The following is a 24,640-nucleotide window of genomic DNA, read 5'->3' on the forward strand; positions in this document are numbered from 1 at the left end:
GCCTTTCGCCTCACATAAAAAAGTAAGGGTGCATATCTAGACTTATTTGAAGTTTACCTTGTGTGGTATCACGCAAGTAATGCTGCAGTATTTGCTGCAATGCCTCCGTTAGCCTAGGTTCATTTTTGTATTTTATCATGCATTGATAGCGATATCTATCTTTTATACGGGCAATCGGAGAGACGACCGGACCGAGTATAACCGTCTCACTGCCAAGCGTACTCTTTAAGTAATCCGAGATCTTTTGTGCCTTCTGAATAACATTTGGTAGGTCAGGGTCAGAAATGGTGACAAGCGCCATATAACGATAAGGTGGATACTCCGCCGCCTTACGCTGTCTCATCTCCATTTGATAAAAAGTATCATAATCATGGCTTTTAACGAGTTCAATACTATAGTGCTCAGGTGTGTAGGATTGCAAAAGGACTTCACCTGGTCGTTGGTGCCTGCCCGCTCTTCCACTTACCTGTTCAAGCACCTGAAACGTTCGCTCTGCAGATCGGAAGTCAGGAATATGGAGCATCGTATCTGCAGCAAGGACTCCCACTAGCGTGATATTAGGGAAATCCAACCCTTTTGCAATCATCTGCGTACCAAGCAGGATGTCTGCGTCACCATTTCCAAACGCATCAAGTAATCGCTGATGTGACCCTTTTGTTCGTGTGGTATCCACATCCATTCGGATGACCCTGGCTTCTGGTAGAACACGCGTTAATTCTTCTTCTACTTTTTGAGTACCCGATCCAAAAAATCGGATATGTTCACTTGTACATTCTGGACATTCCACCGGCATCGTTTCTTCATGACCACAGTAATGACATTTAAGAGAGTGATTGCTACGATGATAAGTCAAGGAAATATCACAATGTTCACATTGTGGCACATACCCGCAATCTCTACACATTACAAACGTCGAATATCCACGTCGATTTAGAAACAGTACACTTTGCTCGCCAAGCTCAAGTCTTCGTTTCAATGCTTCCATTAATGAGACAGAAAACATCGAACGATTACCTGCTCGAAGCTCCTCTCGCATATCAACAATATCAACGGTTGGCATCGGTCGATTATTGACACGATGCTTTAGCGAAAGCAGTGTGTATACTCCTTTTTGGGCTCGTGCAAAGGTTTCAAGAGATGGTGTAGCACTCCCCAAGATTACAGGACATTGATGGTGAACACTTCGTTTAATCGCTACTTCTTTTGTGTGATATCGCGGCATATCTTCCTGTTTATAGCTTGTCTCATGTTCTTCATCCATAATAATTAATCCGAGATTCGAAAATGGAGCAAATACCGCAGAGCGTGCCCCAACCACAACTTTCACTTCGCTACGGTGGATTCGTCTCCATTCATCATACTTCTCTCCAACTGAAAGACCTGAATGCATGACCGCTACTTCTTCACCGAAGCGAGACTTAAATCGAGAAACGATTTGAGGTGTTAATGAAATTTCTGGAACGAGCATAATTGCCTCTTTGCCTTGCTTCATTACTTCGTCAATTGCTTGAAGATAGATTTCTGTCTTCCCACTACCTGTTACCCCGTGTAACAAAAATGTCTCACTTCTCTTATCCACGATTGCCTTTTTCAGAGGTATAAAAGCCTGTTGTTGCTCATCTGTAAATGGAAGAGGAGGGGATGGTTTATATCGAACTCCTTGTAAAGGGTCGCGATAAGTCTCTTGATCCCACTCTAAAACGAGCTTTTTTTCAATTAATGACTTTAACACTGCACGGGTTGATTGTGTCGCAGTCAACACCTCTTGCGAACGTATCGGTTCAGCCTTTTGTTCGATGAAATGTATGATCTCTAGTTGTTTATGTGCTGAGGATTTAATTGAGGTTAGGTCCGCCTCTTTGTTTACCTTCACCCATTTCTCCATCTTTTTCTTCGCTTTTTCCTTTACCACATAATGCACGACTAACTGTCCTGCATCTAATGCTTTTCGCACAAGTCCAAGCTGTGATCCTAAGTGGTCAACCGCATCTTTCCAAAGGACCTTTTTATTCTGTTGAAAAAGAGGTTGAAGCGGCATTTCTAATTCACGATGAGCGACCAAAAGATGTAGTTCTTTCATGACAGACGTTTTTAAGGCGGCCGGTAACATTACCTGAAACGCACTAATTTGAAAACAAATAGTGGTATGTGCTAACCATCGTCCTAGCTGTAAGAGTTCACTTGTTAGCACTGGGACAGGGTCTAGGACTTCTTGCACAGACTTTAACTTTGGAACATCACTTGTAGCCGTGACCTCAATGACAAAGCCCTGGATCTGCCTTGGACCAAACGGAACAATAATACGCATCCCTGGTTGAATGATCTGCTCTAGATGAGCCGGAATCAAATAATCAAACAGACGGTCCGTTTGGGCAGCAGGCACATCTACAATCGTGCGAGCGATCATTTACTCTCATACTCCTTTTTAAATGCCTCGATCGAATCGAGAATATGAGTTGCCGCCTGGTTTTTGCTCGTCAGCGGAAAACGTTGTTCTCCACCCTTACGATCATAAATTGAAATGATGTTTGTATCCCCATCAAACCCGGCGCCTTTTGCTGATATATCATTTGCTACAATCAAATCTAGCTGTTTTTTTGCGAGCTTGCCTTTGGCATAGTCTTCAACATTCTCTGACTCTGCCGCAAAGCCAATAAGAAGCTGATCAGTCGTTTTCTGCGAACCTAATTCCATTAGAATATCCTTTGTTGCTTCAAGCTCAACTGACCATTGGTCCTGTTTCTTTTTATGTTTTTGAGCGTATGTATAAGCCGGTCGATAATCAGCAACCGCAGCGGATTTAATTGTAATATCACTCATAGCGAATTGATTGATGACTTCGTTGTACATTTCCTCTGCAGTTGTGACTTGTTTCAATGTCACACCGGCCGGAGGGTCAAGGTTAGTAGGACCCGTTACGAGAGTCACTTTTGCCCCTTTTTCAACAGCCGCTTGGGCAAGAGCATAGCCCATTTTTCCTGAAGAATAATTGGAAAAATATCTAACAGGATCAATGGCTTCACGAGTGGGACCTGCTGTAATTAACACCTTCTTATCCATCCAGAAAGGGTCTTTTTCTGTAAAGTGAGCCTGCAATACATTCACGATATCTTTCGGTTCGGCCATTCGTCCTTTTCCAATCCAACCACAAGCCAAATAACCCGCTTCCGCATCAAGTAGCTGATAGCCAAAAGTATCAAGCTTTTGAATATTTTCTTGAACAGCAGGGTGGTTGTACATATTAATATTCATGGCTGGAGCGATGTAAACTGGCGCTAAGGTCGCAAGTAACGTGGTTGTAACCATATCGTCTGCCAACCCATTAGCAAGCTTACCAATCACATTTGCCGTAGCTGGAGCAACAATACAGAGGTCTGCCCAATCCGCAATGTCGATATGCGCAATCTTTTCCGGATTTGGTTCCGTGAATGTATCCACATAGACAGGATTTCTTGATAAAGCCTGAAATGTAAGTGGCTGCATAAATTCCTGCGCAGACTTTGTCATCATCACCTTAACCTCTGCTCCTGCCTGTACCAATTTACTCGTTAGATCACAGGCTTTGTAGGAGGCAATGCCACCTGTTACGCCAAGTAAGATTTTTTTACCTTTTAGCATACTCCTCGCCTCTTTCATAAAAAAATTAATCTCTATCCATCATATAAGAAAACAACCTATTTCCGCAAAAATAGGTTGTTAGGTGTTCTATTCAACAGTATCTTCAGGCTGTAGTCGTTCGAATGTCAAATGGTCCTCAACGATTTCTTCAAGAGCCATTCCTACGGCTTTGAACGATTTTGGCTTTTTAACCAATGGACCTCGACGAGCATCTTCGCGAATTTCTCTAGCACGTCTTGATGATACCGTTACTAATGTATACTTTGAATCTAATTTCTCCATAAGAGAATCAATTGAAGGATATAACATAAACTATTCAACCTCCACAAGTTGTTTGTATTTTTCAATCAGACGTACTCTTTTGCAATGCTCTGCCGTTACAATCGATTTGATCCTGTTCACGGCAAACTCAACTGCATCGTTTTCTACTACGTAATCGTACATTTTCATTAAATCAATTTCTTCTTTAGCGACCGTCATTCGCTCATCAATCACTTCAGCCGTCTCTGTCCCACGTCCAACAATACGGTTACGTAATTCAGCAAGACTAGGTGGCATTAAGAAGATAAAGACACCTTCTGGAAACCGTTCACGAACTTTCATTGCTCCTTGAACTTCAATCTCCAAAATAATATCTTGTCCTTGATCCAGTGTTTCGCGAACATAATCTACAGGGGTTCCGTAGAAGTTCCCAACGTACTCTGCCCACTCTAACAACTTGTTATCGGCAATCATCGTTTGGAACTGCTCGTGGCTCTTGAAGAAGTAATTCACTCCATCTATTTCACCAGCTCTTGGCTTCCGAGTTGTAGCCGAGACTGAATATTGGATGTCCGTTTCCTCGCTACGCAAGGCTGCACAAACCGTTCCTTTTCCTACTCCCGCTGGGCCAGACAACACGATAAGCAGGCCTTTTTCTTTTTTCATGTTAACCGTACCTCCATCTTTAACTCTTTTCTTACGAGTCGTCGGAATTGTCTTCTTTGACAGTGAGTCGCTGAGCCACTGTCTCTGGTTGAACAGCACTTAAGATCACATGGTCGCTATCTGCCACGATCACAGCTCTTGTTCTGCGTCCATAAGTAGCATCAATCAACATGTTCCGATCACGCGCATCTTGAATGATACGTTTAATAGGTGCTGATTCAGGGCTAACGATGGAGATAATCCGGTTCGCCGAAACAATGTTGCCAAAACCTATATTAATCAAGCGTATACTCATATTGGCATCCCCCTGTCTAATTGAGCCATCTCTCTTCGCTTGCTCTTATCTAGTTATTATACCAAATAATTCCTACTATTATACGAATCACATACTATACATACGATAACGTGTTATTTGTAATGGTTTATGTAAGGAGATCGCATCCCTTCTATTCTAACGGACTTTGGCATGAACAACAAGTAGTCATCTCATTTTCCCTTCTCTTTTAAAATGAAAAACTCCATGCCATAGAGTACTAGCATGGAGTAACATGATTTATTTTTTTCTTTTTACTAATTGAAAGCCACCTAACACGACAGTAGGTATCGCAGCTAAGCTAAGAACGAGTAGCCACTCCCTGAAGGATACAGGTACGGTATGGAACACCGGCTGTAGGGCCGGAATATATAAAACAGCTAGCATTAATAATGTAGAAATGATCACAGCAGCAACTAGATACAAATTCTCGAATGGATTCCGGTGATAAACCGAGTATTCACTTCGACAATCAAAAACATGTATGAGCTGTGCCATAACTAACGTTAAAAAGGCGATCGTTTGGGCTCTTACTAAATCACCATCATGTTCTTGATACACAAGCCAAAACGCAGCTAACGTCACTGCTCCAATCATAAAACCACGACTGATAATTTTCCACGTCAATCCCCGAGCAAATACACCTTCATTTGGACTACGTGGTTTACGCTTCATAACGTCGCCTTCAGCTTGATCCATGCCGAGAGCCATTGCCGGTAAACCATCCGTTACTAGGTTTACCCAAAGAATTTGAATTGCTGCAAGAGGTAAAGGTAAGCCTAAAATCATCGCAAAAAGCATAACTAGGATTTCACCGACATTAGAAGCCAACATATAGCGGATGAATTTGCGAATATTTTCATAGATATTTCGACCTTCTTTTATCGCTTCTTTAATTGTAGCAAAATTATCATCACTTAAAATAAGAGAAGATGCTTCCTTAGCCACATCTGTTCCTGTCATACCCATGGCAATACCAATGTTCGAGGCTTTAATCGCCGGTGCATCATTTACTCCATCACCTGTCATCGCCACGATATGGCCATTTGCCTGCAAGGCCTGTACGATACGCAGCTTATGTTTCGGAGACACTCTAGCGAATACATACATCTGGTCAATACCTTCAGCTAATTCTTCATCTGAAAGCTTTGAAAGCATTTGACCATCTACTACTTTTCCTCCTGAAGGCAAAATATCTAATTGTGTGGCAATAGCCTCAGCTGTAATTTTGTGGTCTCCTGTAATCATAATTGTTCGAATACCGGCTTCACGGCACTCCGCAATCGAGTCTTTCACTTCTGGTCTAGGTGGATCAATCATCGCTTGGATACCAATTAACGTAAGATCTTTCTCCGCTTCTTCTGCCGATTGTATCGATTCAGAATGAGCAAGAACTCGAAAGGCAATCGCGATTGTTCGTAATGCCTGACCGGCCATTGAAGCAACTGCTTCATCAAGCTCGGCTTTTCCTTTTGCGCTCATGCGTTCACTTCGATTTTGTCTAAGCATCAAGCTTGTTCTTGATGCAATAACATCTGGAGCCCCTTTTGTAATGAGAATTCGTTGTCCTGATCGATCTTTGACAACCACACTCATCATTTTTCTCGTTGAATCAAAAGGAAATTCTTGCACAACTTGATATTGTTTCGAGAGTCCCTCTTTACTATATCCAGCCTTAAGTGCAGCTACAACGAGTGCCCCTTCAGTCGGGTCTCCATCTAAAACAAATCTCGATTTTGAACGACCAAATCGTTTATCATCCTTGCGCTCAGTAATGACCGCGTGACTACAAAGTAAACCGAAGCTTAACAGTTGAGCTAAATCTCGATTTTGATCAGGCTTAACAACTTGACCGTTTCCTTCAAATTGTCCATTGGGCTCATACCCTGTACCCGAAACGTCCCAATACCTACCACCACTCCAAAGCTTAGTGACGGTCATTTTGTTTTGAGTTAATGTACCTGTTTTGTCAGAACATACAACGGATGCACAGCCAAGCGTTTCAACCGCTGGTAATTTACGTACAATCCCCTTACGTTTGATCATGCGTTGTACGCCTAGTGCCAATGCCACTGTCACAATCGCAGGAAGTCCCTCAGGTATAGCTGCTACAGCTAATGAAACCCCACTTAAAAACATCGTGTTTAATTCATGACCTTGAAGCAATCCAATGACTACAACCAAAGCCGTTAACAGCAAAGCCACTGCAATGAGCATTTTCCCTAATTGCTCCAACTTCATTTGAAGTGGTGTCACTAAAGTCTCCGTTGTCTGAAGCAAGTGCGCAATTTTACCCATTTCAGTATTCATACCCGTACCAATGACAACACCTTGGCCATTTCCTTGTGTAATCATCGTACCCATAAAGAGCATGTTTTCTTGGTCACCAATTTCTAGTTCTTCCGCTTCTAATCGCTGAGATTTTTTATGAACGGGCACTGATTCTCCAGTGAGAGATGCCTCGTCCACACGAAGCTCATTGGTTACGATCAGTCTAATATCAGCACCAATTCTGTCGCCACTCTCAAGCCTTACCAAATCGCCTGGCACAACTTCAGCTGACGGAATTTTCACCCATTCTCCATCACGTTTTACCATCATTTGCGGAGCAGAAAGCTCTTTAAGCGCATCTAATGATTTCTCCGCTTTTCGCTCTTGCACGTAACCAAGTACTCCATTTAATAGCACAATAAACATAATTGTGATCGCATCAATTACTTCACCAATTAACCCAGATATTAAGGTAGCAGCTAATAAAACAAGGACCATAAAATCTTTAAACTGACCAATAAAAACGAGGAAAGCAGGAGTCTTTTTCCCTTCCTCCAACTTATTAGGTCCAAATTGATTCAATCTTTTTTTAGCTTCCTTGTGACTTAACCCCACTTCCGGATCTGATCCGGACTTTCGTACAACTTCCTCTACCTCATCACGATACCAACTCATCTAGACACCCCACCTACAGCCTCAGCTTAATTTGGCCAAGCCAGTCTCTTATACAAGCCATCTTATTCAGTCACTAGCCAAAACATGCTATACTCGTGGAAGTGAGTTTTTTTAAGAGGTGATGAGAGTGTCCTTTGATGGAGTTATGACACGCGCAGTTATTCATGAATGTGCAGAGCAATTGGCCAATGGCCGTATATCTAAGATTTATCAACCGTATAAGACAGAGCTTATTTTTACGATTCGGGCGAATGGACAGAATCATTCCTTGCTTCTTTCTGCAAACGCAAATTTTGCAAGAGCCCATCTAACAGCTGAAAAATATGATAACCCTTCTGTGCCTCCAATGTTTTGTATGCTTCTTCGTAAACATTTAGAGGGTGGGATTATTCGTTCCATTAAACAAGATCAATTGGATCGCATCATCCATCTAGATATCACAAACAAGGATGAGCTTGGTGATGAAAAAGAACGTCGTTTAATCATTGAAATTATGGGCCGCCATAGCAATATTATGCTCATTGATCCGGAAACACAGGTCATCATTGATAGTATTAAACATGTTCGATTGGATCAGAGTAGCTACCGAACAGTAGGTCCGGGACAAGTATACAAAAGACCTCCCGAACAGCTAAAAATGGATTTAACTGCAGCAACCGAAGATGATGTGCTAAAACGTATAGATTTTAATGCTGGCAAACTAGCCGGACAACTTGTTGATCAATTTGCCGGGTTATCTCCATTACTATCTAATGAAATAGTTTTCCAGGCTGGCATGGCTAATCGAGAAACGTTACCTAAAGCCTTTATGAGTGTGCTTGCACCTATCCTACGTCACGACTATCAACCTGAAATGGTGATTACGGATAAAAAAGAGTATTTCTCTAGTATTCCACTTACCCACGTAGAGGGAAAACGGTTGAGCTTCCCAAGTATCAGTGCATTACTGGACCGCTATTTCTACGGAAAGGCTGAACGAGACCGCGTTAGGCAACAAGCGTTTGATTTAGAGCGTTTTCTTCGAAATGAATGGCAAAAAAATAAGCGTAAGCTAAAAAAATTGCGCAAAACTCTAACGGATGCTGATCAAGCAGCCGTTTATCAAAAGTCCGGAGAATTGCTAACGGCTAATCTTTATCAGATTAAAAAAGGTGATTCAAGCGTTGATGTGATTGACTATTATGCTGAGGATGGCCAGACCATGACGATTGAGCTTGATCCGCGTAAAAGTCCTTCAGACAACGCACAGGCCTACTTTAAACGTTATAACAAAGCGAAAAAATCAATTTTAGCTGTACAACAACAGCTAACGTTAACTGAAAAAGAAATGGACTATCTTGATGGATTATTGCAACAAATGGATAGTGCATCTCCGAGGGATTTACAAGAAATTCGTGAGGAATTAATGGAGGAAGGCTACATTAAGAGAAAACAATCCAAGAAACCTCATAAGAAGAAAAAAGAGGTTAAACCTCAACTTGAACGTTATGTATCAACAACTGGACTTGAATTTTTAGTAGGTAAAAACAACACGCAAAATGAGTACTTAACAAACCGTATGGCACGCCAAGACGAAATCTGGTTTCATACAAAGGATATCCCTGGTTCTCATGTGGTGATTCGCTCCACTGAACCAGATGAACAAACGATTAAAGAGGCAGCAACGGTTGCCGCATTTTTTAGCAAAGCCCGACTATCTTCCTCTGTACCTGTTGACTACACACGTATTCGACATGTCAAAAAACCTAATGGGGCAAAACCAGGTTATGTCACATATGACAGCCAAACAACGGTGTTTGTCACACCAGACGAAGATCAAGTGATGAGCCTGCGAGCAAAGTAATTCAGAGGCTTAGCACTTAATATGATGTAAACAAAAAACAACGGACGATCCCATGTAGGATCGTCCGTTTTACGTTCGTAAAAATGTATTTTCATTCGAACCTACCAATAAACAAGCGGATGAAAATGGAGGACCGACACCTGTGGGATAAAAAGGAGGCCACTGAAAAAGTCAGTTAGCAATAAGCTCATGGGCACCGCTCCAGGAGAAACCTTCGCTTTCCACGGGAACGGCCTCAGCCCTTGAAGTGGAAGGGCACCCCTTCAATGTCTTCAGACTCGTTCTGTCCCGTAGGAGTCTTCGGTTTCTCCTTCCGCTACTGTCCGATCAAACAATGACGAACCGATTGTTCCTTCTTAGAAATAGTCGTCGTTTTGGTCTGCCTAGATCTTTTTATCCCTGACTTTTCTTCCGTTTTATATTTATAAGAGAACTCCTCACTAAATATTGATTCCTTTTCAGTTGCCTCGATAAAAAAGCATATTGAAATGAACGGTCTTTACTGGAATTCAATGTCTTCCCGCGGATGCGTGCCCCATTTTCGTGAGCGATAGCGAAGAACCTTATATGGTTAACTTCTGAATCCTATATAAAAGAGGCGAACAATGATGTGTCATTGTTCGCCTCTTTTTGCGATTAAAAGAAATCTTTTCCAGCATCGTTATTTGTTCTATGTCTAACATATATGACTATTTCGCCATTAAATCTGTTTACTCAGTCATCCACTCTTCAGATTGAGGGTTTTTTCTCCATTGTGATAACATCGTTTGCTCTCGTTCGCTTATTAGTTCTGTATCCTTTGCTACTTGGATAAGCGTTGTGTAGTCGGTTAACACTTGTGCTTCTATGTTATATTCGTTCAAATTGTCTAGAGCTTTTTGTAGTTCATATGTAAAAATAGCTGCTACACCAAGAACCACTCCATCATCCTCTCGAATCGCGTCTACTGCAGATAACGAGCTACCTCCTGTTGAAATCAGGTCTTCAATGACTACTACTTTTTGTCCTGCTTCTAATTTACCTTCAATTCGTTTTTGCTTACCATGGCCTTTGGCGCTTCCGCGAACATAAATCATAGGCAGATCAAGAAGATCACTAACCCATGCTGCGTGAGGAATACCAGCTGTAGCCGTCCCTGCAATCACATCCACATCTGGGTAATGAGTCTTAATTAAGTCCGCAAGTCCCTTTGCAATCTCTTGGCGCACAGCTGGAAACGATAACGTAAGGCGGTTATCACAATAAATAGGAGATTTCATACCGGAGCTCCATGTAAACGGCTCGCTTGGTTTTAAACTAACCGCTCCAATAGATAGTAATTTCTCAGCAACCGTTGTTTTTGTTGTCATGCATATCTCTCCCATTCTTGTTTCATCTTTTGATAGGCTGTTAGCGGGTCATTTGCTTGAGTAATACTACGCCCTACTACAATGCCCCAGCTCCCATTTTGTCTAGCTTGTGCTGGTGTGACGATTCGATGTTGGTCACCTTTGTCGTCTTCTGGCATACGTATGCCTGGAGTGACGGTTAAAAAGTCAGTCCCACACACTTCATGAACCTTTTGCACTTCAAGAGCCGAACAGACAATGCCATCTAAGCCTGATTGTGCTGTCATTTGTGCATAGTGAGCCACTACCTCATCCATAGGCTGTTGAATTAAAAGCTCATTTGAGAGCATCTGATCATCTGTGCTTGTCAGCTGTGTCACACCAATAAGCTTCGGACGATTTTGTCCACTTTTTGTTCCAGCTTCAAGACCTTCCCTAGCAGCAGACATCATTTTTTGCCCACCAGCTGCATGGACATTCACAAGATCAATTTCAAGATTAGCTAAGGCCTTCATCGCTTGATGTACCGTGTTTGGAATGTCATGTAGCTTAAGATCCAGAAAAATCCTATGACCTTTTTGCTTTAATTCTTCAATCACTGTCGCACCTTCACGGTAGAAACCTTCCATCCCTATTTTCAAATCCAGTGGTTCTTCACCAAAACCTTCAAGGAAATGTTGGCGTTTCACACGGCTATCAAAATCAAGTGCAATAATTAGCGGATGCTGCATGTTTCTCTCCAACTCCCTCCGATAAGTTCTTCTACTGAATCAACACCTAATTCATCAAGCATAGCTGGAAGCTTTTGAATTAACGTCGGACAGATGGTTGGATCAACAAAGTTTGCTGTACCTACAGCTACTGCACTCGCACCAGCAAGCATAAATTCAATAACGTCCTCGATGGTTTGAACACCACCCATACCAATAATCGGAATTTCGACTGCTTGACTCACTTGGTGAATCATTCGGATTGCTACTGGTTTAATAGCAGGACCTGATAACCCTCCGTATTGATTGGCTAAGATTGGTTTCCTTGTGCGAATATCAATACGGGACCCTAGTAATGTATTAATCATAGATAGACCATCAGCGCCTGCTGCTTCGACCGCTTTGGCCATAGTAACGATATCTGCAATATTTGGAGAAAGCTTTACATAAACAGGAACGGATGAAACACGTTTTACTTCACGTGTTAACTCAGCCGCCACTTCTGGAATCGTACCAAATGCAATTCCACCTTTTTTGACGTTTGGACAGGAGATATTTAATTCAAGCGCATGAACATTTTCGACTTTAGAAATGGCTTCAGCTACTTCAATATAATCTTCCATCTCAGAGCCTGCTACATTTGCCAGAATCGGTACATCATAGTTTGCTAAACGTGGTAGCTCATTTTGAATAACCGCTTGTAAGCCAGGATTTTGTAAGCCGATGGCGTTCAGCATACCTGATTTTGTTTCTGCTACTCGAGGTGTCGCATTGCCGAAGCGCGGTTCAGCTGTTGTTGCTTTAATCGCAATCGCACCAAGTTCACTTAAATCATAAAACTCAGCGTACTCTTTTCCAAATCCAAAGCAGCCTGAAGCAGGCATGATTGGATTTTTCATTGTAAGCCCTGGGATCTTCACTTGTAATCGACTCATAACACAACCTCCCCTACCGGAAAGACCGGTCCATCTGTGCACACTTTACGATACACTGTGCCCTCAGGATCTGACTCGACATGACAGACACAGGCAAAACATGCTCCGATGCCACATCCCATTCGCTCCTCGAGAGATAGAAACACTCGTTTCTCACGGTAACGCTCAGTAAGTGAAGCAAGCATTGGTGTTGGGCCACAAGAGTATAAAACATCGAAGGAGGCATGTTTTTCATCTATTGCATCTGTCACAAAACCTTTGGTTCCATATGACCCATCAACAGTCGCAACATACACAGGGCCAAGCTCAGCAAACTCCTCTTCATAGAAGACATCCTGTTTCGATTGAAAACCAAGGATGGTTGTCACATGTACATCTTTTTTAAGAAGTTCTTTTCCAAGGTAGTAGAGAGGTGGAACACCAATTCCTCCACCTACAAGCAAGACGGACTCTCCCGGCTTTGCTTCTTCAACCGGAAAACCATGGCCGAGTGGACCAAGGATATCCAACGTGGCTTCTGGCTTTTTGCCAGAGAGGCGAGTGGTTCCCTCGCCTTCCGCACGGTAAATCATTTTCATCTCGTTTTTATCTAAGTTCACATCGCATATACTTATAGGTCGTCTAAGCAGCAAGTCATCATATTGATCGATCTTTACATGTAAAAATTGACCAGGCTCCTGCATTTCTTGAACCAAATCACCAGAACATGTAATCTCGAAAATATTACGGGCGATCGGACGCTGTTGAATAATGTCGAGCGTTCCTCTTTTTTTCATACCAACGACCTCCCTTACCCTTTTGTCTGCATGGCTGGCATGCTCTCTGATGAAAATGTGATGGATTCAAGCACTCGCAATAATGCATCTGCTGTATCAATCGATGTTAAACAAACAATGCCATTTTCAACTGATTCTCGACGAATACGGAACCCATCTCTAGCGATTTGTTTGCCACGAGTGAGTGTATTAATAACAAACTGTGCTTGTCCTTGACGAATTGTATCCAGAAGATGCGGTTTTTCTTCACCAATCTTGTTAACAACCTGCACCGGAATCCCCGCTTCTTGAATCAGTTTAGCTGTACCTGAAGTTGCCTGTAAGCTATACCCAATTCTGTGGAAGCGATGAACCAAGCTCATAGCTTCTTCTTTGTCTTTATCAGCAATGGTAAACAAAACAGAACCATGGGTCGGAATCTTCATTCCAGAAGCAATTAATCCTTTATACAGTGCTTTCTCAAGCGTTGTATCTCGGCCCATCACTTCACCCGTTGATTTCATCTCTGGCCCTAACGTAATATCCACACGGCGTAGCTTAGCAAAGGAGAAGACGGGTACTTTCACAGAGACTTCTTTAGGCTCTGGCTGATAACCCGTTTGATACCCTAACTCTGGTAATGACTTTCCAAGCATAACCTTTGTTGCTAAGTTCGCCATCGATACACCGGTAATTTTACTCAAGAATGGTACGGTACGACTAGATCGCGGATTTACTTCTAGTACGTAGACGTCATCCTTATGCCATACAAATTGAATATTTAGTAGGCCGACAATCTTTAATCCTCTTGCAATAGCAATCGTACGATCAATCAAACGTTGCTTAAGTTCCTCTGGAACAGATTGAGTTGGATATACAGCAATGGAATCCCCTGAATGCACACCAGCTCGTTCAATATGTTCCATAATTCCTGGGATAAAGACATTTTCTCCATCTGAAATCGCATCTACTTCAAGCTCTTTACCTGTTAAGTAGCGGTCAATTAAGACTGGATGTTTTGGATTTACTTTGACAGCATTCGCCATATAGTTCAGCAACTCTGCTTCTTTGTAGACAATCTCCATCGCTCTTCCACCTAGTACATAAGACGGGCGGACTAGGACCGGATAACCAATGTCTGTAGCAATCACTACTGCTTCTTCTACACTTGTTGCCGTGCGACCTAGTGGTTGAGGAATCTCAAGCTTAAGTAACGCTTGCTCAAACTTATCGCGATTCTCGGCACGATCCATATTTTCTAAAGATGTTCCTATAATACGTACACCACGCGCTTCTAGCTCGTCCGCAAGGTTAATGGCTGTTTGTCCACCAAATTGTACGATGACACCTTCTGGTTGCTCTAGATCAATGACATGCATTACATCTTCAACCGTTAATGGTTCAAAGTATAATTTATCGGATGTACTAAAATCGGTAGAAACCGTCTCCGGGTTATTATTCATGATAATGGATTCGTATCCTGCTTCACGAATCGCCCAAACTGAATGAACCGTTGCATAATCAAATTCGATTCCCTGTCCAATACGGATTGGTCCAGATCCTAATACTAGAATGCTTTTTTGATCGGAGCGCTTTGATTCATTTTCTTCCTCATATGTTCCGTAAAAATAAGGAGTATTTGATTCAAATTCTGCTGCGCATGTATCAACCATTTTATAAACAGGTACAATGCCCTTTTCTTTGCGTGTTTGGTATAGCTCGGATTCCTCCATACCCCAAATGCGCGCAAGGTACGAATCAGCAAAGCCCATGCGTTTGGCTTTGTACAGAAGCTCATCATCATTTCGATTTTCGAGCAACTCATTCTCTAGTTGTACAATTCTTTGCAATTTCTGCAAGAAGAAGTAATCTATTTTTGTTGCATCATGTAGTTGCTCCAATTCAATTCCACGACGCAGCAACTCAGCTAATGCAAACATCCGTTGGTCATCTGGACGCGAGATTTTCTTTATTAAATCCTCGGTTGAAAGTGCTGGCATATCTGGATCAATCAAGTGATCATATCCAGCTTCAAGGGAACGAACTGCCTTCAGAATGGACTCTTCAAACGAACGACCTATCGCCATGACTTCACCAGTTGCTTTCATTTGTGTTCCAAGGCGACGATTAGCTGCTTCAAATTTATCAAAAGGCCAACGAGGAATTTTGGTTACCACATAGTCAAGCGCTGGTTCAAAGCTTGCATACGTTGTTCCAGTAATCGGATTTTTCAATTCATCTAAGCTATATCCGACGGCAATTTTTGCTGCCATCTTTGCGATTGGATATCCTGTTGCTTTTGAAGCCAGTGCTGAAGATCTACTGACACGTGGGTTTACTTCAATAATATAATAGTCATTGCTGTCCGCATCGAGTGCGAATTGAACATTACATCCGCCTTCAATCCCTAAAGCTCGAATAATAGAAAGGGATGAATTACGCAACATTTGGTAGTCGCGATCGGTTAATGTTTGGCTTGGGGCTGCCACAATCGAGTCACCCGTGTGCACGCCAACTGGGTCAAAGTTTTCCATATTACATACAACAATCGCTTGGTTTTTGCCATCTCGCATGACTTCATACTCAACTTCTTTAAAGCCAGCAATGCTTTTTTCCACCAAACATTGTGTCACAGGACTGTATTTTAACCCACTGGTTACAATCTCAATAAGCTCTTCTTCTGAATGAACAATTCCTCCACCTGTTCCACCCAAAGTATAAGCCGGGCGAACGATAACAGGGTATCCAATGACTTGTACAAACTGAAGCGCTTCTTCTAACGTATGAACGATCTCACTCTCAGGTACAGGCTCATTTAATTCGTACATTAAAGAACGGAATTGCTCACGATCCTCTGCCTGTTGAATGGCATCAAGCTTTGTACCAAGCAGTTCAATCTGATAAGTCTCCAGAATGCCTGACTGCTCAAGCTCCATCGCCATATTTAATCCTGTTTGTCCACCCAGTGTGGCTAAAATACCGTCCGGCTGCTCTTGACGAATGATTCGACTAACAAACTCAAGTGTGATCGGTTCAATATATACACGATCGGCCATCGTTGTATCAGTCATAATGGTTGCCGGATTTGAATTAATTAAGATGACTTCATAGCCTTCTTCTTTTAAGGCCTGACAAGCTTGCGTACCTGCATAATCAAACTCTGCTGCTTGACCAATAATAATCGGACCTGACCCAATCACCAAAATTTTATTTATATCTGTTCGTTTCCCCACGCTGATCATCCCCTTTTTTGACTAGGCTAGTACCTTCGTTGTCTGTTTTGTGTTCATTAACTCCATAAATTGGTCAAACAAATGATTGGCATCCTGCGGCCCTGGTGATGCTTCTGGATGGTATTGAACGCTAAATGCTGGATACTCCTTATGTGCTAACCCTTCAACGGTTTCATCATTTACAGCAATATGTGTCACTTTAAGATTGGTATCATCAAGAGAGTCTGCGTCCACTGTGTAGCCGTGGTTCTGAGCTGTAATATCAATCGCTCCAGTAGAAAGCTCTCTAATTGGGTGATTGGACCCACGATGACCAAATCGTAATTTACTTGTTGTGGCTCCTGAGGCTAATGCAAGAAGTTGGTGACCAAGGCAGATTCCGAATAACGGTACTTCACCTACCAACTCTTTGACAGTTTGAATGGTTTCTGGCACATCCTCTGGGTTTCCTGGTCCGTTGCTGACTAGAACACCGTCAGCACCTAGACGAATAATTTCATCTGCTGATGTATGATAAGGAACAACAACTACGTCACAGTTCCGCTCAATTAGTTCCAACAAAATTCCGTGTTTCATGCCACAATCAATTAATACGACTCTTTTTCCTTTTCCCGGTACATGGTAAGGATCTTTTGTCGACACTTGAGCCACTTGATCCTTGATCGCTGCACTTTCTCGAAGTTCTTTTGCTACCTGCTCAACATCAACATTCATGGAACAGATACGCCCTTTTAACGTACCGATTTCACGAATCATGCGAGTCAATTTTCGTGTATCAATACCAGATAATCCTGGAATTCCTTTTGCTTTTAAAAGGGTGTCAAGTGATTCCTCGTTGCGCCAATGACTTGGTTCTAGTTCTACTTCGCGAACAATAAGTCCGTGAATAGCAGGACTAATGGATTCGAAGTCGTCTCGATTAATCCCATAATTTCCGATTAACGGATACGTTAGCGTAACAATTTGTGCACAATAAGAAGGATCAGAAAGGATTTCCTGATAACCCGTCATCCCTGTATTAAAAACAACTTCACCACTCATTTCCTGATCCGCACCAAAACCTTCTCCTACAAATACTTCTCCATTTTCTAAAACAAGCTGTTTTTTCATAGTGAGCCGGTCTCCTTTTTCCATACTAGTTGTCCATCTACATACGTACGTACTGGCCATCCTGCACATTCCCACCCATCAAACGGCGTATTGATTCCTTTTGAAGCAAATGTATGCTTTTGGATTGGCTCTGTTTGATGAAGATCGACCACCGTAATATCTGCTTTCATTCCTGCTTCAAGCGTGCCAGCTTGGATACCAAATGTTTGAGCTGGTATGTGAGTTAACCAATCAACAAGTTGTTTTAACGTAATAATCTCTTTTTTAACGAGCTCAGTATAAAGCAGTGGAAAAGCTGTTTCTAATCCAACAATACCAAACGGCGCACGCTCCATTGGTGCATTCTTTTCCTCTTCAGTATGAGGTGCATGGTCTGTTGCAATAAAATCAATGGTCCCATCGAGCAGTCCTTCAATAAGTGCTTGTTGATCATCTTTTCCTCTTAAAGGAGGGTTCATTTTATAATTTGTGTCTAAACCTGGAATATCATCCTCACTCAATAATAAGTGATGTGGAGTAACTTCTGCAGTTACTCGAATACCCGCCCTTTTAGCATCTCTTACAACACGTACAGACTCTTTTGTGCTAATATGGCACACATGATAATGAGCTCCTGCGGCTTCCGCTAGTAACACGTCACGTGCGATATGTACCGATTCACACACAGCCGGGATACCGTTGATTCCTTGTTCCTTTGAGAAGTTGCCTTCATGAACGGCTCCACCTTGGATCAATGTGTTTTCTTCACAGTGTGCCACAATAGCCATGTCTACTGCTGCAGCACGTTTCATCGCTTCAAGCATCACGCCCGCTGATTGCACTCCTACACCATCATCTGTAAAAGCAAAGGCACCAGCATCCTTTAACCCTTGAAAATCAGTTAACTCTTGTCCAAGCTGCCTTGTTGTGATCGCTGCGTAGGGCAACACATGAACCGAACCAGTCTCTTTTGCTCGTTGCACAAGCCAACTCATTTGTTCAGGAGTGTCTGGCACAGGTCGTGTATTAGGCATCGCTGCAATGGTTGTAAATCCACCCTTAGCTGCTGCTTTTGTACCCGTTTCAATGGTTTCCTTCTGTTCACCACCTGGCTCTCTTAAATGAACATGAGCGTCCACAAGTCCAGGAAGAATAAGTTTTCCTTCTAGATCAACCGTTTCTGTCATTTCATGTGAGCCTGCTTCATATTGAATCTCACCATTTATTATGAAAAGATCCTGTTGTACTTGGTTCCCATCACTTGTTAGTACCTGTCCGTTTATTAACTTCGTTCCCATGCTAATTCCCCCTTAGATATGTGCAAGTGCTCTTTTTAATACAGCCATTCTAATAAACACACCATTTTTCATCTGTTTAAAAATTCTTGATCGTTCACATTCAACCAGCTCATCGGCAATTTCGACTCCTCGGTTCACCGGAGCCGGGTGAAGAATAATGCTATGTTTTCTCATTCTTTGTTCTCTATTTATCGTTAAACCAAACTGTTCATGATAATCCTCTTTAGAGAATGTTGCCTCGCCATCGTGACGTTCGTGTTGAATTCTTAACAGCATCATTACATCTGCTTTTTTCACTGCTTCATCCATCGTTACATACGTGTATTCATGATCAAACCCGTTCATCCATGAGCGTGGTCCGCTAATTGAGACATGAGCGCCTAACTTTGTAAGGATCTCAGCGTTCGACCTTGCCACACGGCTATGTCGTAGGTCGCCACAAATGACAACCTGTAATTGTTCGAAGTCACCAAACTCCTGTTGAATGGTAAGTAAATCAAGGAGTGATTGAGTCGGATGCTGCCCACATCCGTCACCTGCGTTGATAATCGGGATATTAATTTTCGGAAGTAGATCGACATAATACTGATCCTCAGGATGTCGGATAACAGCTACATCTGCGCCTATTGATTCAAGCGTTTTTATGGTGTCATAGAGCGACTCTCCTTTTTTCACACTTGAGGTTTCGCCATCGAATTGGAGCAGTTCCAAACCTAATTTCTTTTCAGCTACTTCAAAACTAAAACGAGTTCGAGTGCTCGGTTCAAAAAAAAGGTTTGCTGCAAACATTGGTTTATCAGGGGACCATGTTTTCCCATCTGCAAAGGCCTGCGCCTCATTTAACAATTCTTGAACCTCTGCGGTTGTTAAATCTGACATAGCCTGCAATCCTTTATTTCGTTTGATATCAATATTCATTAACATCTGAACTCCTCCTTTAATGCATCCCGATTTTATAAAAAAATGCCTGGAAAGTGACACTTTCCAGGCAGATAAAAACAGACAGGTGGTGCCTGTTTTTGATTATCCATACCTTAAAAGTCTCTCTGTACTTTTCTTAAAGATAGGTTCTTCTATAGATTATTTACTATTCTCAGCTGATAGATCTGTGGTCATCTCTGAGAACATATCGGATTGACCATAACTTTGCTCTTTGTTAGGAAGAACAAGATGAAGGAAAATACCTGCAATGGCCGCTACAGCCATTCCTGGAATTTGGACTGATTCATTCACTTGGATGAATGCTCCACCAATTCCTAAGACTAGAATAACGGATGATATGATTAGGTTACGTTTTTCTCCGATATTAATACCGTTGTCAATCAGCATACGTAGTCCTGATGAAGCGATAATTCCAAACAAGAGAATGGATACTCCACCCATCACAGGAGATGGAATAGATGAGATGAGTGCAGATATTTTTCCTACAAACGAGAATGTGATCGCAAGAACTGCTGCACCCCCGATAACAAACACACTAAACACTCGTGTAATTGTCATAACCCCAATATTCTCACCATAAGTGGTGTTTGGTGGTCCACCAAGAGCTGCTGCAATCACTGTTGCTACCCCGTCTCCCATAATCGAACGGTGTAAGCCTGGCTTTTTAATGAAATTACGTCCAGCTACCTTACTAATGACCATTTGCTGTCCAATATGCTCAGATAATGTTACAACCGCAACTGGCACCATGATGAAAGCAATACTCCAAGAGAAACTAGGTGAATACGTGACAAATGGAACCATTAATTCTGGAACCGAAAACCATGCGGCCGAGGCAATACCTGATGTATCAACTAAGCCTTGAAAGTAAGCAAATGTATATCCAACAATTAAGCCAAAGAGAATTGGCACAAGACCGAAGAATCCTTTGAAAAACATTGTGGCAACAATCGTAATGCCTAATGTGACTAATGCTGTCATAAGATAAGACACACTGTACTCAGAAGTAGCTGTATACATAGCTTGGTCAACTGCACTTCCAGCTAAGCTCAACCCGATAACCATAATGACGGGTCCAACTACAATTGGCGGTAGAATTTTCATCAACCAGCCCACTCCGACCGCTCTAATGATTAACGCAACAACCCCGTATACTAAACCGGCGAGAAATGCTCCAACCATGGCCCCTTCCATTCCATCAATCAGTTGTGCTGACTGAATCGGAATAATGAAGGCAAAGGACGAACCTAGATAAGCGGGAATCTGTCCTTTTGTCACTAGTAGATACGCTAATGTGCCAAGTCCACTTGTTAAGAGCGCTGTTGCTGGGCTTAAATCCACTAAGAATGGGACTAAAACTGTTGCCCCAAACATTGCGAATAAGTGCTGAAGACTGAATAGCAGCCATTTATCTGCTCTTGGTATTTCCTGAATGCCTACTTCTTTTCCATGTTCCAAAGTAATCTCTCCTACTCCTAATTCCTAACTAAAAACCCCATTGCGAGGCACTGGGGTTTAAGAAACAGACGTGTGCACACTAAACCATGCTTCGTCTTCTCTATCACCCTCTTGCCAGCCTCTCTGGACTGTTTTTAAAGAGGTGTTAATGTATACTTGTTTCTGAACGCTGTTCAATAATAACTTCATCTGCGCCATCTGATTCATCTAATCTAGCCGCGATGAGTTCAGTTTTTGAGGTTGGAACATTTTTGCCTACAAAATCAGGTCGTATCGGAAGCTCGCGATGTCCGCGATCCACTAACACGGCGAGTTGGATCTGTTCAGGGCGCCCTAAGTCAATTAAAGCATCCAGTGCAGCACGAACCGTACGTCCCGTGAACAACACATCATCGACTAAGATAACTTTTAGACCAGAAATATCTACTGGAATGTCCGTGCCTTGAAGCACCGGCTCATCCTCTTGATTTTGTGGACTTAAGTCATCACGATACAATGTGATATCCACTTCTCCAACAGGGATGTCCTCCCCTTCAATCTGTTCAATCCTTTCAGCAAGGCGGGTAGCTAGATGAATGCCGCGTGTTTTAATCCCAACTAGCACACAATGCTCGACGCCTTTATTTCGTTCAATGATTTCATGGGCAATACGTGTAATCGCACGACCAATTGCTGCCTCATCAAGGATAACTCGTGACATAGATTCATCTCCTTTTTTTCGATTAAAAAAGACCTCTTCCCGACACTGGGAAGAGGTCTAAATCGCACAGATACAGTTCACCCGCAGATGGACGAATATCTATACTTGCCGTTTCCTTCCCAGCCTCACAGGACTGATCTTAAAGGATCATTTGATTATTAATAGTATCGCAAAGTTGTCGACTATTGTCAACGACTATCTTGAAGCTTTTTCAACAGGATGCTCATATCCTCAGGCATTGGCGCTTCAAATAAAAGCTCCTCACCTGAACGAGGATGGGTAAAGCCAAGCATAGACGCATGTAATGCCTGTCCTTTTATATCTAATGTTTTCTTCGGTCCGTATTTAGGATCTCCGGCAACCGGATGCCCAATATATTTCATATGAACACGAATTTGATGCGTTCTACCCGTTTCTAACTGGCAGTTAATATAGGAATAATTAGCGAATGTTTCGATGACCGTAAAGTGAGTCACCGCGTCACGTCCATTCTGATCGGTCACAGCCATACTTTGACGGTCTCGCTTGTCGCGACCAATTGGTGCCTCAACTGTGCCATGCTCATGTGGGATGACCCCATGAACAATCGTCTGATACAAACGTTTAGTTGTTTTCGCTTTTAATTGACTGACAAGTGATTCATGTGCCAGGTCTGTTTTTGCGACCATGATAAGGCCTGACGTATCTTTATCAATACGATGCACTATACCTGGGCGAATGACACCATTAATGCCCGGCAGGTTTGGACAGTGATGAAGCAAAGCATTAACAAGCGTTCCATTTGGGTGTCCTGGCGCAGGATGAACCACCATGCCACGGACTTTATTAATGACAATCACATCATCATCTTCATAGACAACATCTAAAGGAATATCCTCTGCTACAGCTTCTAGTTCAACCGCTTCAGGTATCGTTAATATAATGTGATCTGCTTCTTCTACTTTATAATTACTTCGTACTGGTTCATTATTTAATTGAACATGTCCATCCTTAATCCACAATTGGATTTGACTTCTTGAGATATCCTCCATCAAATCAGTCAATAACTTATCAATACGTGTCTTTACTTGCTGTTCGTCTACTACAAATTCATACGTACTCATGCTGAGCGCTCCTTCTTTGCTTTCATTTCATCACGGATAAACTTCAGCAAAAGAAGACCTACCCCTACACATAATGCTGAATCAGCTACATTAAAAATAGCAAAATCATATCCAAAAATATAGGTATCCGCAAAGTCCACCACTTCACCTCTAAACACTCGGTCAATAAAGTTACCGATGGCTCCACCTAAAATCAAACCAAGCGGAATGCCTAAAGAAAGTTGTCCTTTTGCTTCTTTTTGAATATAATAAATCAGCCCTGCCACAACAACCACAGTTATAATGTAGAAAAACCACATCTGCCCTTGCAAAATACCAAAAGCAGCTCCCGCATTCCGATGTGACGTTATATACGCAACATCAGGAATTAACTCAATACTTTCTCCACGTTCCATGTTTACAACAACCAGCCATTTCGTTAGCTGATCTACAGCAATCATAAATAATGCAATTATATAAGGCAATTGTGTTCCTCCACTCATTCCAATCACGTGACGTGCTACGTTAGCATTGTAGCATAAAAAAAAGGCGATGTCCTCACTCCATCGCCATAATCCTTATTCATTCTCGTTCTCATCCCACTCATCCGTAAAATGATCATACGTATGATTCGGTTGAATCGTTATACTCTCTTGCCCTTGATAGCCATTCATATCCGTACTCAGAAAATTTTCATACGGTTCGACGGCTCCTACATTTTCACTTTCTTCTGAGACATTATCCTCATACGTCAGCTCCTGTTCATTAAAACGAGCCACAGATTGATACGCGTCCTCACCATCAAACTCCGTTTCTCGGTCATCACGATCATAGTTGTGAGCGCCAAAACCACCTAATACCTCTTCTTCAACCGGTCGATATTCAGGCATCTTCTCACTCTTATTTGTACTGGCTGTTCTCGCCAAAGGATTTGCTTCAAGGCGCTCTTGCGGAATCGCTTGCCCTGTCTCTTCACATCTTCCATACGTTCCATCATTTATTTTTTGGAGAGCATGCTGAACCTCATCATATTCATGCCTTAGCTGCGCATGAAGAGCCATATCTTTTTCCCGTTCATATAGATCAGTCGCTGAATCTGCAGGATGATTATCATATTGAGACAGTTCACCCGTTGAAGCTGAGAGTGATCCCATTTTTTCAGATTCAAGATGCTCATCTAATCGTTTTTTTAGCGCCTGCTCTTGATTCACAAGCTGAGCTTTTAATTTTGCGTAATCATTCATTGTAGGACTCCTTTATTAATATGGATTCCTCTTAGAATGACCCGAACGAGCCCAATTCATGAATAAGTGAGGGAAAGAAAAGATTGTTTTTTATTGGCTTTGCGGATATGCGTAGCTCTTCGCTGATATCTGTAACTCTTTACTGATTTCATGCTCTCTTTACTGATTTCTGCGCCTCTATACTGATATCTACACTTCTTTACCAATTCCCTACTCCTC

Annotated in this window: 20 protein-coding genes; 1 reads left to right on the forward strand and 19 read right to left on the reverse strand. The window is 42.2% G+C overall.

The genetic code is table 11. The annotated features are described in order from the left end of the window. Nucleotides 1-10 precede the first annotated feature (10 nt). The 6 genes from priA to J2S05_RS05965 form a co-directional block, all read right to left on the reverse strand. Complete coding sequence (gene priA, locus J2S05_RS05940; protein ID WP_306980795.1) at nucleotides 11-2,407, reverse strand: primosomal protein N'; 2,397 nt, start codon at nucleotides 2,405-2,407, stop codon at nucleotides 11-13. Beyond that, nucleotides 2,404-3,618 carry a bifunctional phosphopantothenoylcysteine decarboxylase/phosphopantothenate--cysteine ligase CoaBC gene (coaBC, locus tag J2S05_RS05945; RefSeq protein WP_306980797.1) on the reverse strand — a complete coding sequence of 405 codons (1,215 nt, stop codon included), beginning with the start codon at nucleotides 3,616-3,618 and terminating at the stop codon, nucleotides 2,404-2,406. The genes priA and coaBC overlap by 4 nt, the downstream gene beginning before the upstream one ends. An 87-nt stretch (nucleotides 3,619-3,705) precedes the next feature. Next, entirely contained in the window at nucleotides 3,706-3,927 is a 222-nt protein-coding gene (rpoZ, locus tag J2S05_RS05950) for a DNA-directed RNA polymerase subunit omega (RefSeq protein ID WP_306980799.1), read from the reverse strand. A 3-nt stretch (nucleotides 3,928-3,930) separates the two neighbouring features. After that, a complete protein-coding gene (gmk, locus tag J2S05_RS05955) occupies nucleotides 3,931-4,545 on the reverse strand; it encodes a guanylate kinase (protein WP_306980800.1) in 615 nt (204 codons plus the stop codon). A gap of 31 nt (nucleotides 4,546-4,576) precedes the next feature. Then, a complete protein-coding gene (gene remA / locus J2S05_RS05960) occupies nucleotides 4,577-4,840 on the reverse strand; it encodes an extracellular matrix/biofilm regulator RemA (RefSeq protein WP_251604868.1) in 264 nt (87 codons plus the stop codon). A gap of 258 nt (nucleotides 4,841-5,098) precedes the next feature. Continuing rightward, the gene (locus tag J2S05_RS05965) at nucleotides 5,099-7,804 is read right to left on the reverse strand and encodes a calcium-translocating P-type ATPase, SERCA-type (RefSeq protein WP_306980803.1); all 2,706 of its coding nucleotides are present in this window, start codon (nucleotides 7,802-7,804) and stop codon (nucleotides 5,099-5,101) included. 127 nt (nucleotides 7,805-7,931) lie between these two features. Here J2S05_RS05965 and J2S05_RS05970 point away from each other — a divergent pair, with 127 nt between their 5' ends. Continuing rightward, on the forward strand, nucleotides 7,932-9,647 hold the full coding sequence (locus tag J2S05_RS05970; protein ID WP_306980805.1) for an Rqc2 family fibronectin-binding protein: 1,716 nt from the start codon (nucleotides 7,932-7,934) through the stop codon (nucleotides 9,645-9,647). Nucleotides 9,648-10,357: 710 nt separating this feature from the next. Here the strand turns inward: J2S05_RS05970 and pyrE are convergent. From pyrE to J2S05_RS06035, 13 genes are all read right to left on the reverse strand, one after another. Further along, nucleotides 10,358-10,996, reverse strand: a complete 639-nt coding sequence (gene pyrE, locus J2S05_RS05975; RefSeq protein ID WP_306980808.1) for an orotate phosphoribosyltransferase — start codon at nucleotides 10,994-10,996, stop codon at nucleotides 10,358-10,360. Further along, nucleotides 10,993-11,706 carry an orotidine-5'-phosphate decarboxylase gene (gene pyrF / locus J2S05_RS05980; protein WP_306980810.1) on the reverse strand — a complete coding sequence of 238 codons (714 nt, stop codon included), beginning with the start codon at nucleotides 11,704-11,706 and terminating at the stop codon, nucleotides 10,993-10,995. Before pyrF ends, pyrE begins: the two co-directional genes overlap by 4 nt. After that, entirely contained in the window at nucleotides 11,691-12,620 is a 930-nt protein-coding gene (locus tag J2S05_RS05985) for a dihydroorotate dehydrogenase (RefSeq protein ID WP_306980812.1), read from the reverse strand. The genes pyrF and J2S05_RS05985 overlap by 16 nt, the downstream gene beginning before the upstream one ends. Next, nucleotides 12,617-13,396, reverse strand: a complete 780-nt coding sequence (locus J2S05_RS05990) for a dihydroorotate dehydrogenase electron transfer subunit (RefSeq protein ID WP_306980813.1) — start codon at nucleotides 13,394-13,396, stop codon at nucleotides 12,617-12,619. Before J2S05_RS05990 ends, J2S05_RS05985 begins: the two co-directional genes overlap by 4 nt. 14 nt (nucleotides 13,397-13,410) lie before the next feature. After that, on the reverse strand, nucleotides 13,411-16,608 hold the full coding sequence (gene carB, locus J2S05_RS05995; protein ID WP_306980814.1) for a carbamoyl-phosphate synthase large subunit: 3,198 nt from the start codon (nucleotides 16,606-16,608) through the stop codon (nucleotides 13,411-13,413). A gap of 21 nt (nucleotides 16,609-16,629) precedes the next feature. Beyond that, complete coding sequence (locus J2S05_RS06000; protein WP_306980816.1) at nucleotides 16,630-17,718, reverse strand: carbamoyl phosphate synthase small subunit; 1,089 nt, start codon at nucleotides 17,716-17,718, stop codon at nucleotides 16,630-16,632. After that, on the reverse strand, nucleotides 17,715-18,995 hold the full coding sequence (locus J2S05_RS06005; protein ID WP_306980817.1) for a dihydroorotase: 1,281 nt from the start codon (nucleotides 18,993-18,995) through the stop codon (nucleotides 17,715-17,717). Before J2S05_RS06005 ends, J2S05_RS06000 begins: the two co-directional genes overlap by 4 nt. 12 nt (nucleotides 18,996-19,007) lie before the next feature. Then, nucleotides 19,008-19,919, reverse strand: a complete 912-nt coding sequence (locus tag J2S05_RS06010; protein ID WP_306980819.1) for an aspartate carbamoyltransferase catalytic subunit — start codon at nucleotides 19,917-19,919, stop codon at nucleotides 19,008-19,010. A gap of 156 nt (nucleotides 19,920-20,075) precedes the next feature. After that, nucleotides 20,076-21,395, reverse strand: a complete 1,320-nt coding sequence (locus J2S05_RS06015; protein WP_306980821.1) for a solute carrier family 23 protein — start codon at nucleotides 21,393-21,395, stop codon at nucleotides 20,076-20,078. A 145-nt stretch (nucleotides 21,396-21,540) separates the two neighbouring features. Then, entirely contained in the window at nucleotides 21,541-22,095 is a 555-nt protein-coding gene (gene pyrR, locus J2S05_RS06020) for a bifunctional pyr operon transcriptional regulator/uracil phosphoribosyltransferase PyrR (protein WP_306980823.1), read from the reverse strand. A 188-nt stretch (nucleotides 22,096-22,283) separates the two neighbouring features. Next, on the reverse strand, nucleotides 22,284-23,198 hold the full coding sequence (locus J2S05_RS06025; protein ID WP_306980824.1) for an RluA family pseudouridine synthase: 915 nt from the start codon (nucleotides 23,196-23,198) through the stop codon (nucleotides 22,284-22,286). After that, nucleotides 23,195-23,662, reverse strand: coding sequence for a signal peptidase II (gene lspA / locus J2S05_RS06030; protein WP_306980826.1), 468 nt, complete (start codon nucleotides 23,660-23,662; stop codon nucleotides 23,195-23,197). The genes J2S05_RS06025 and lspA overlap by 4 nt, the downstream gene beginning before the upstream one ends. 93 nt (nucleotides 23,663-23,755) lie before the next feature. After that, a complete protein-coding gene (locus J2S05_RS06035; RefSeq protein WP_306980828.1) occupies nucleotides 23,756-24,421 on the reverse strand; it encodes a TraR/DksA C4-type zinc finger protein in 666 nt (221 codons plus the stop codon). Between the last annotated feature and the right edge of the window lie 219 nt (nucleotides 24,422-24,640).

It is taken from the genome of Alkalicoccobacillus murimartini, assembly GCF_030813245.1.
In the GTDB taxonomy this organism is placed as follows: domain Bacteria; phylum Bacillota; class Bacilli; order Bacillales; family Bacillaceae_D; genus Alkalicoccobacillus; species Alkalicoccobacillus murimartini.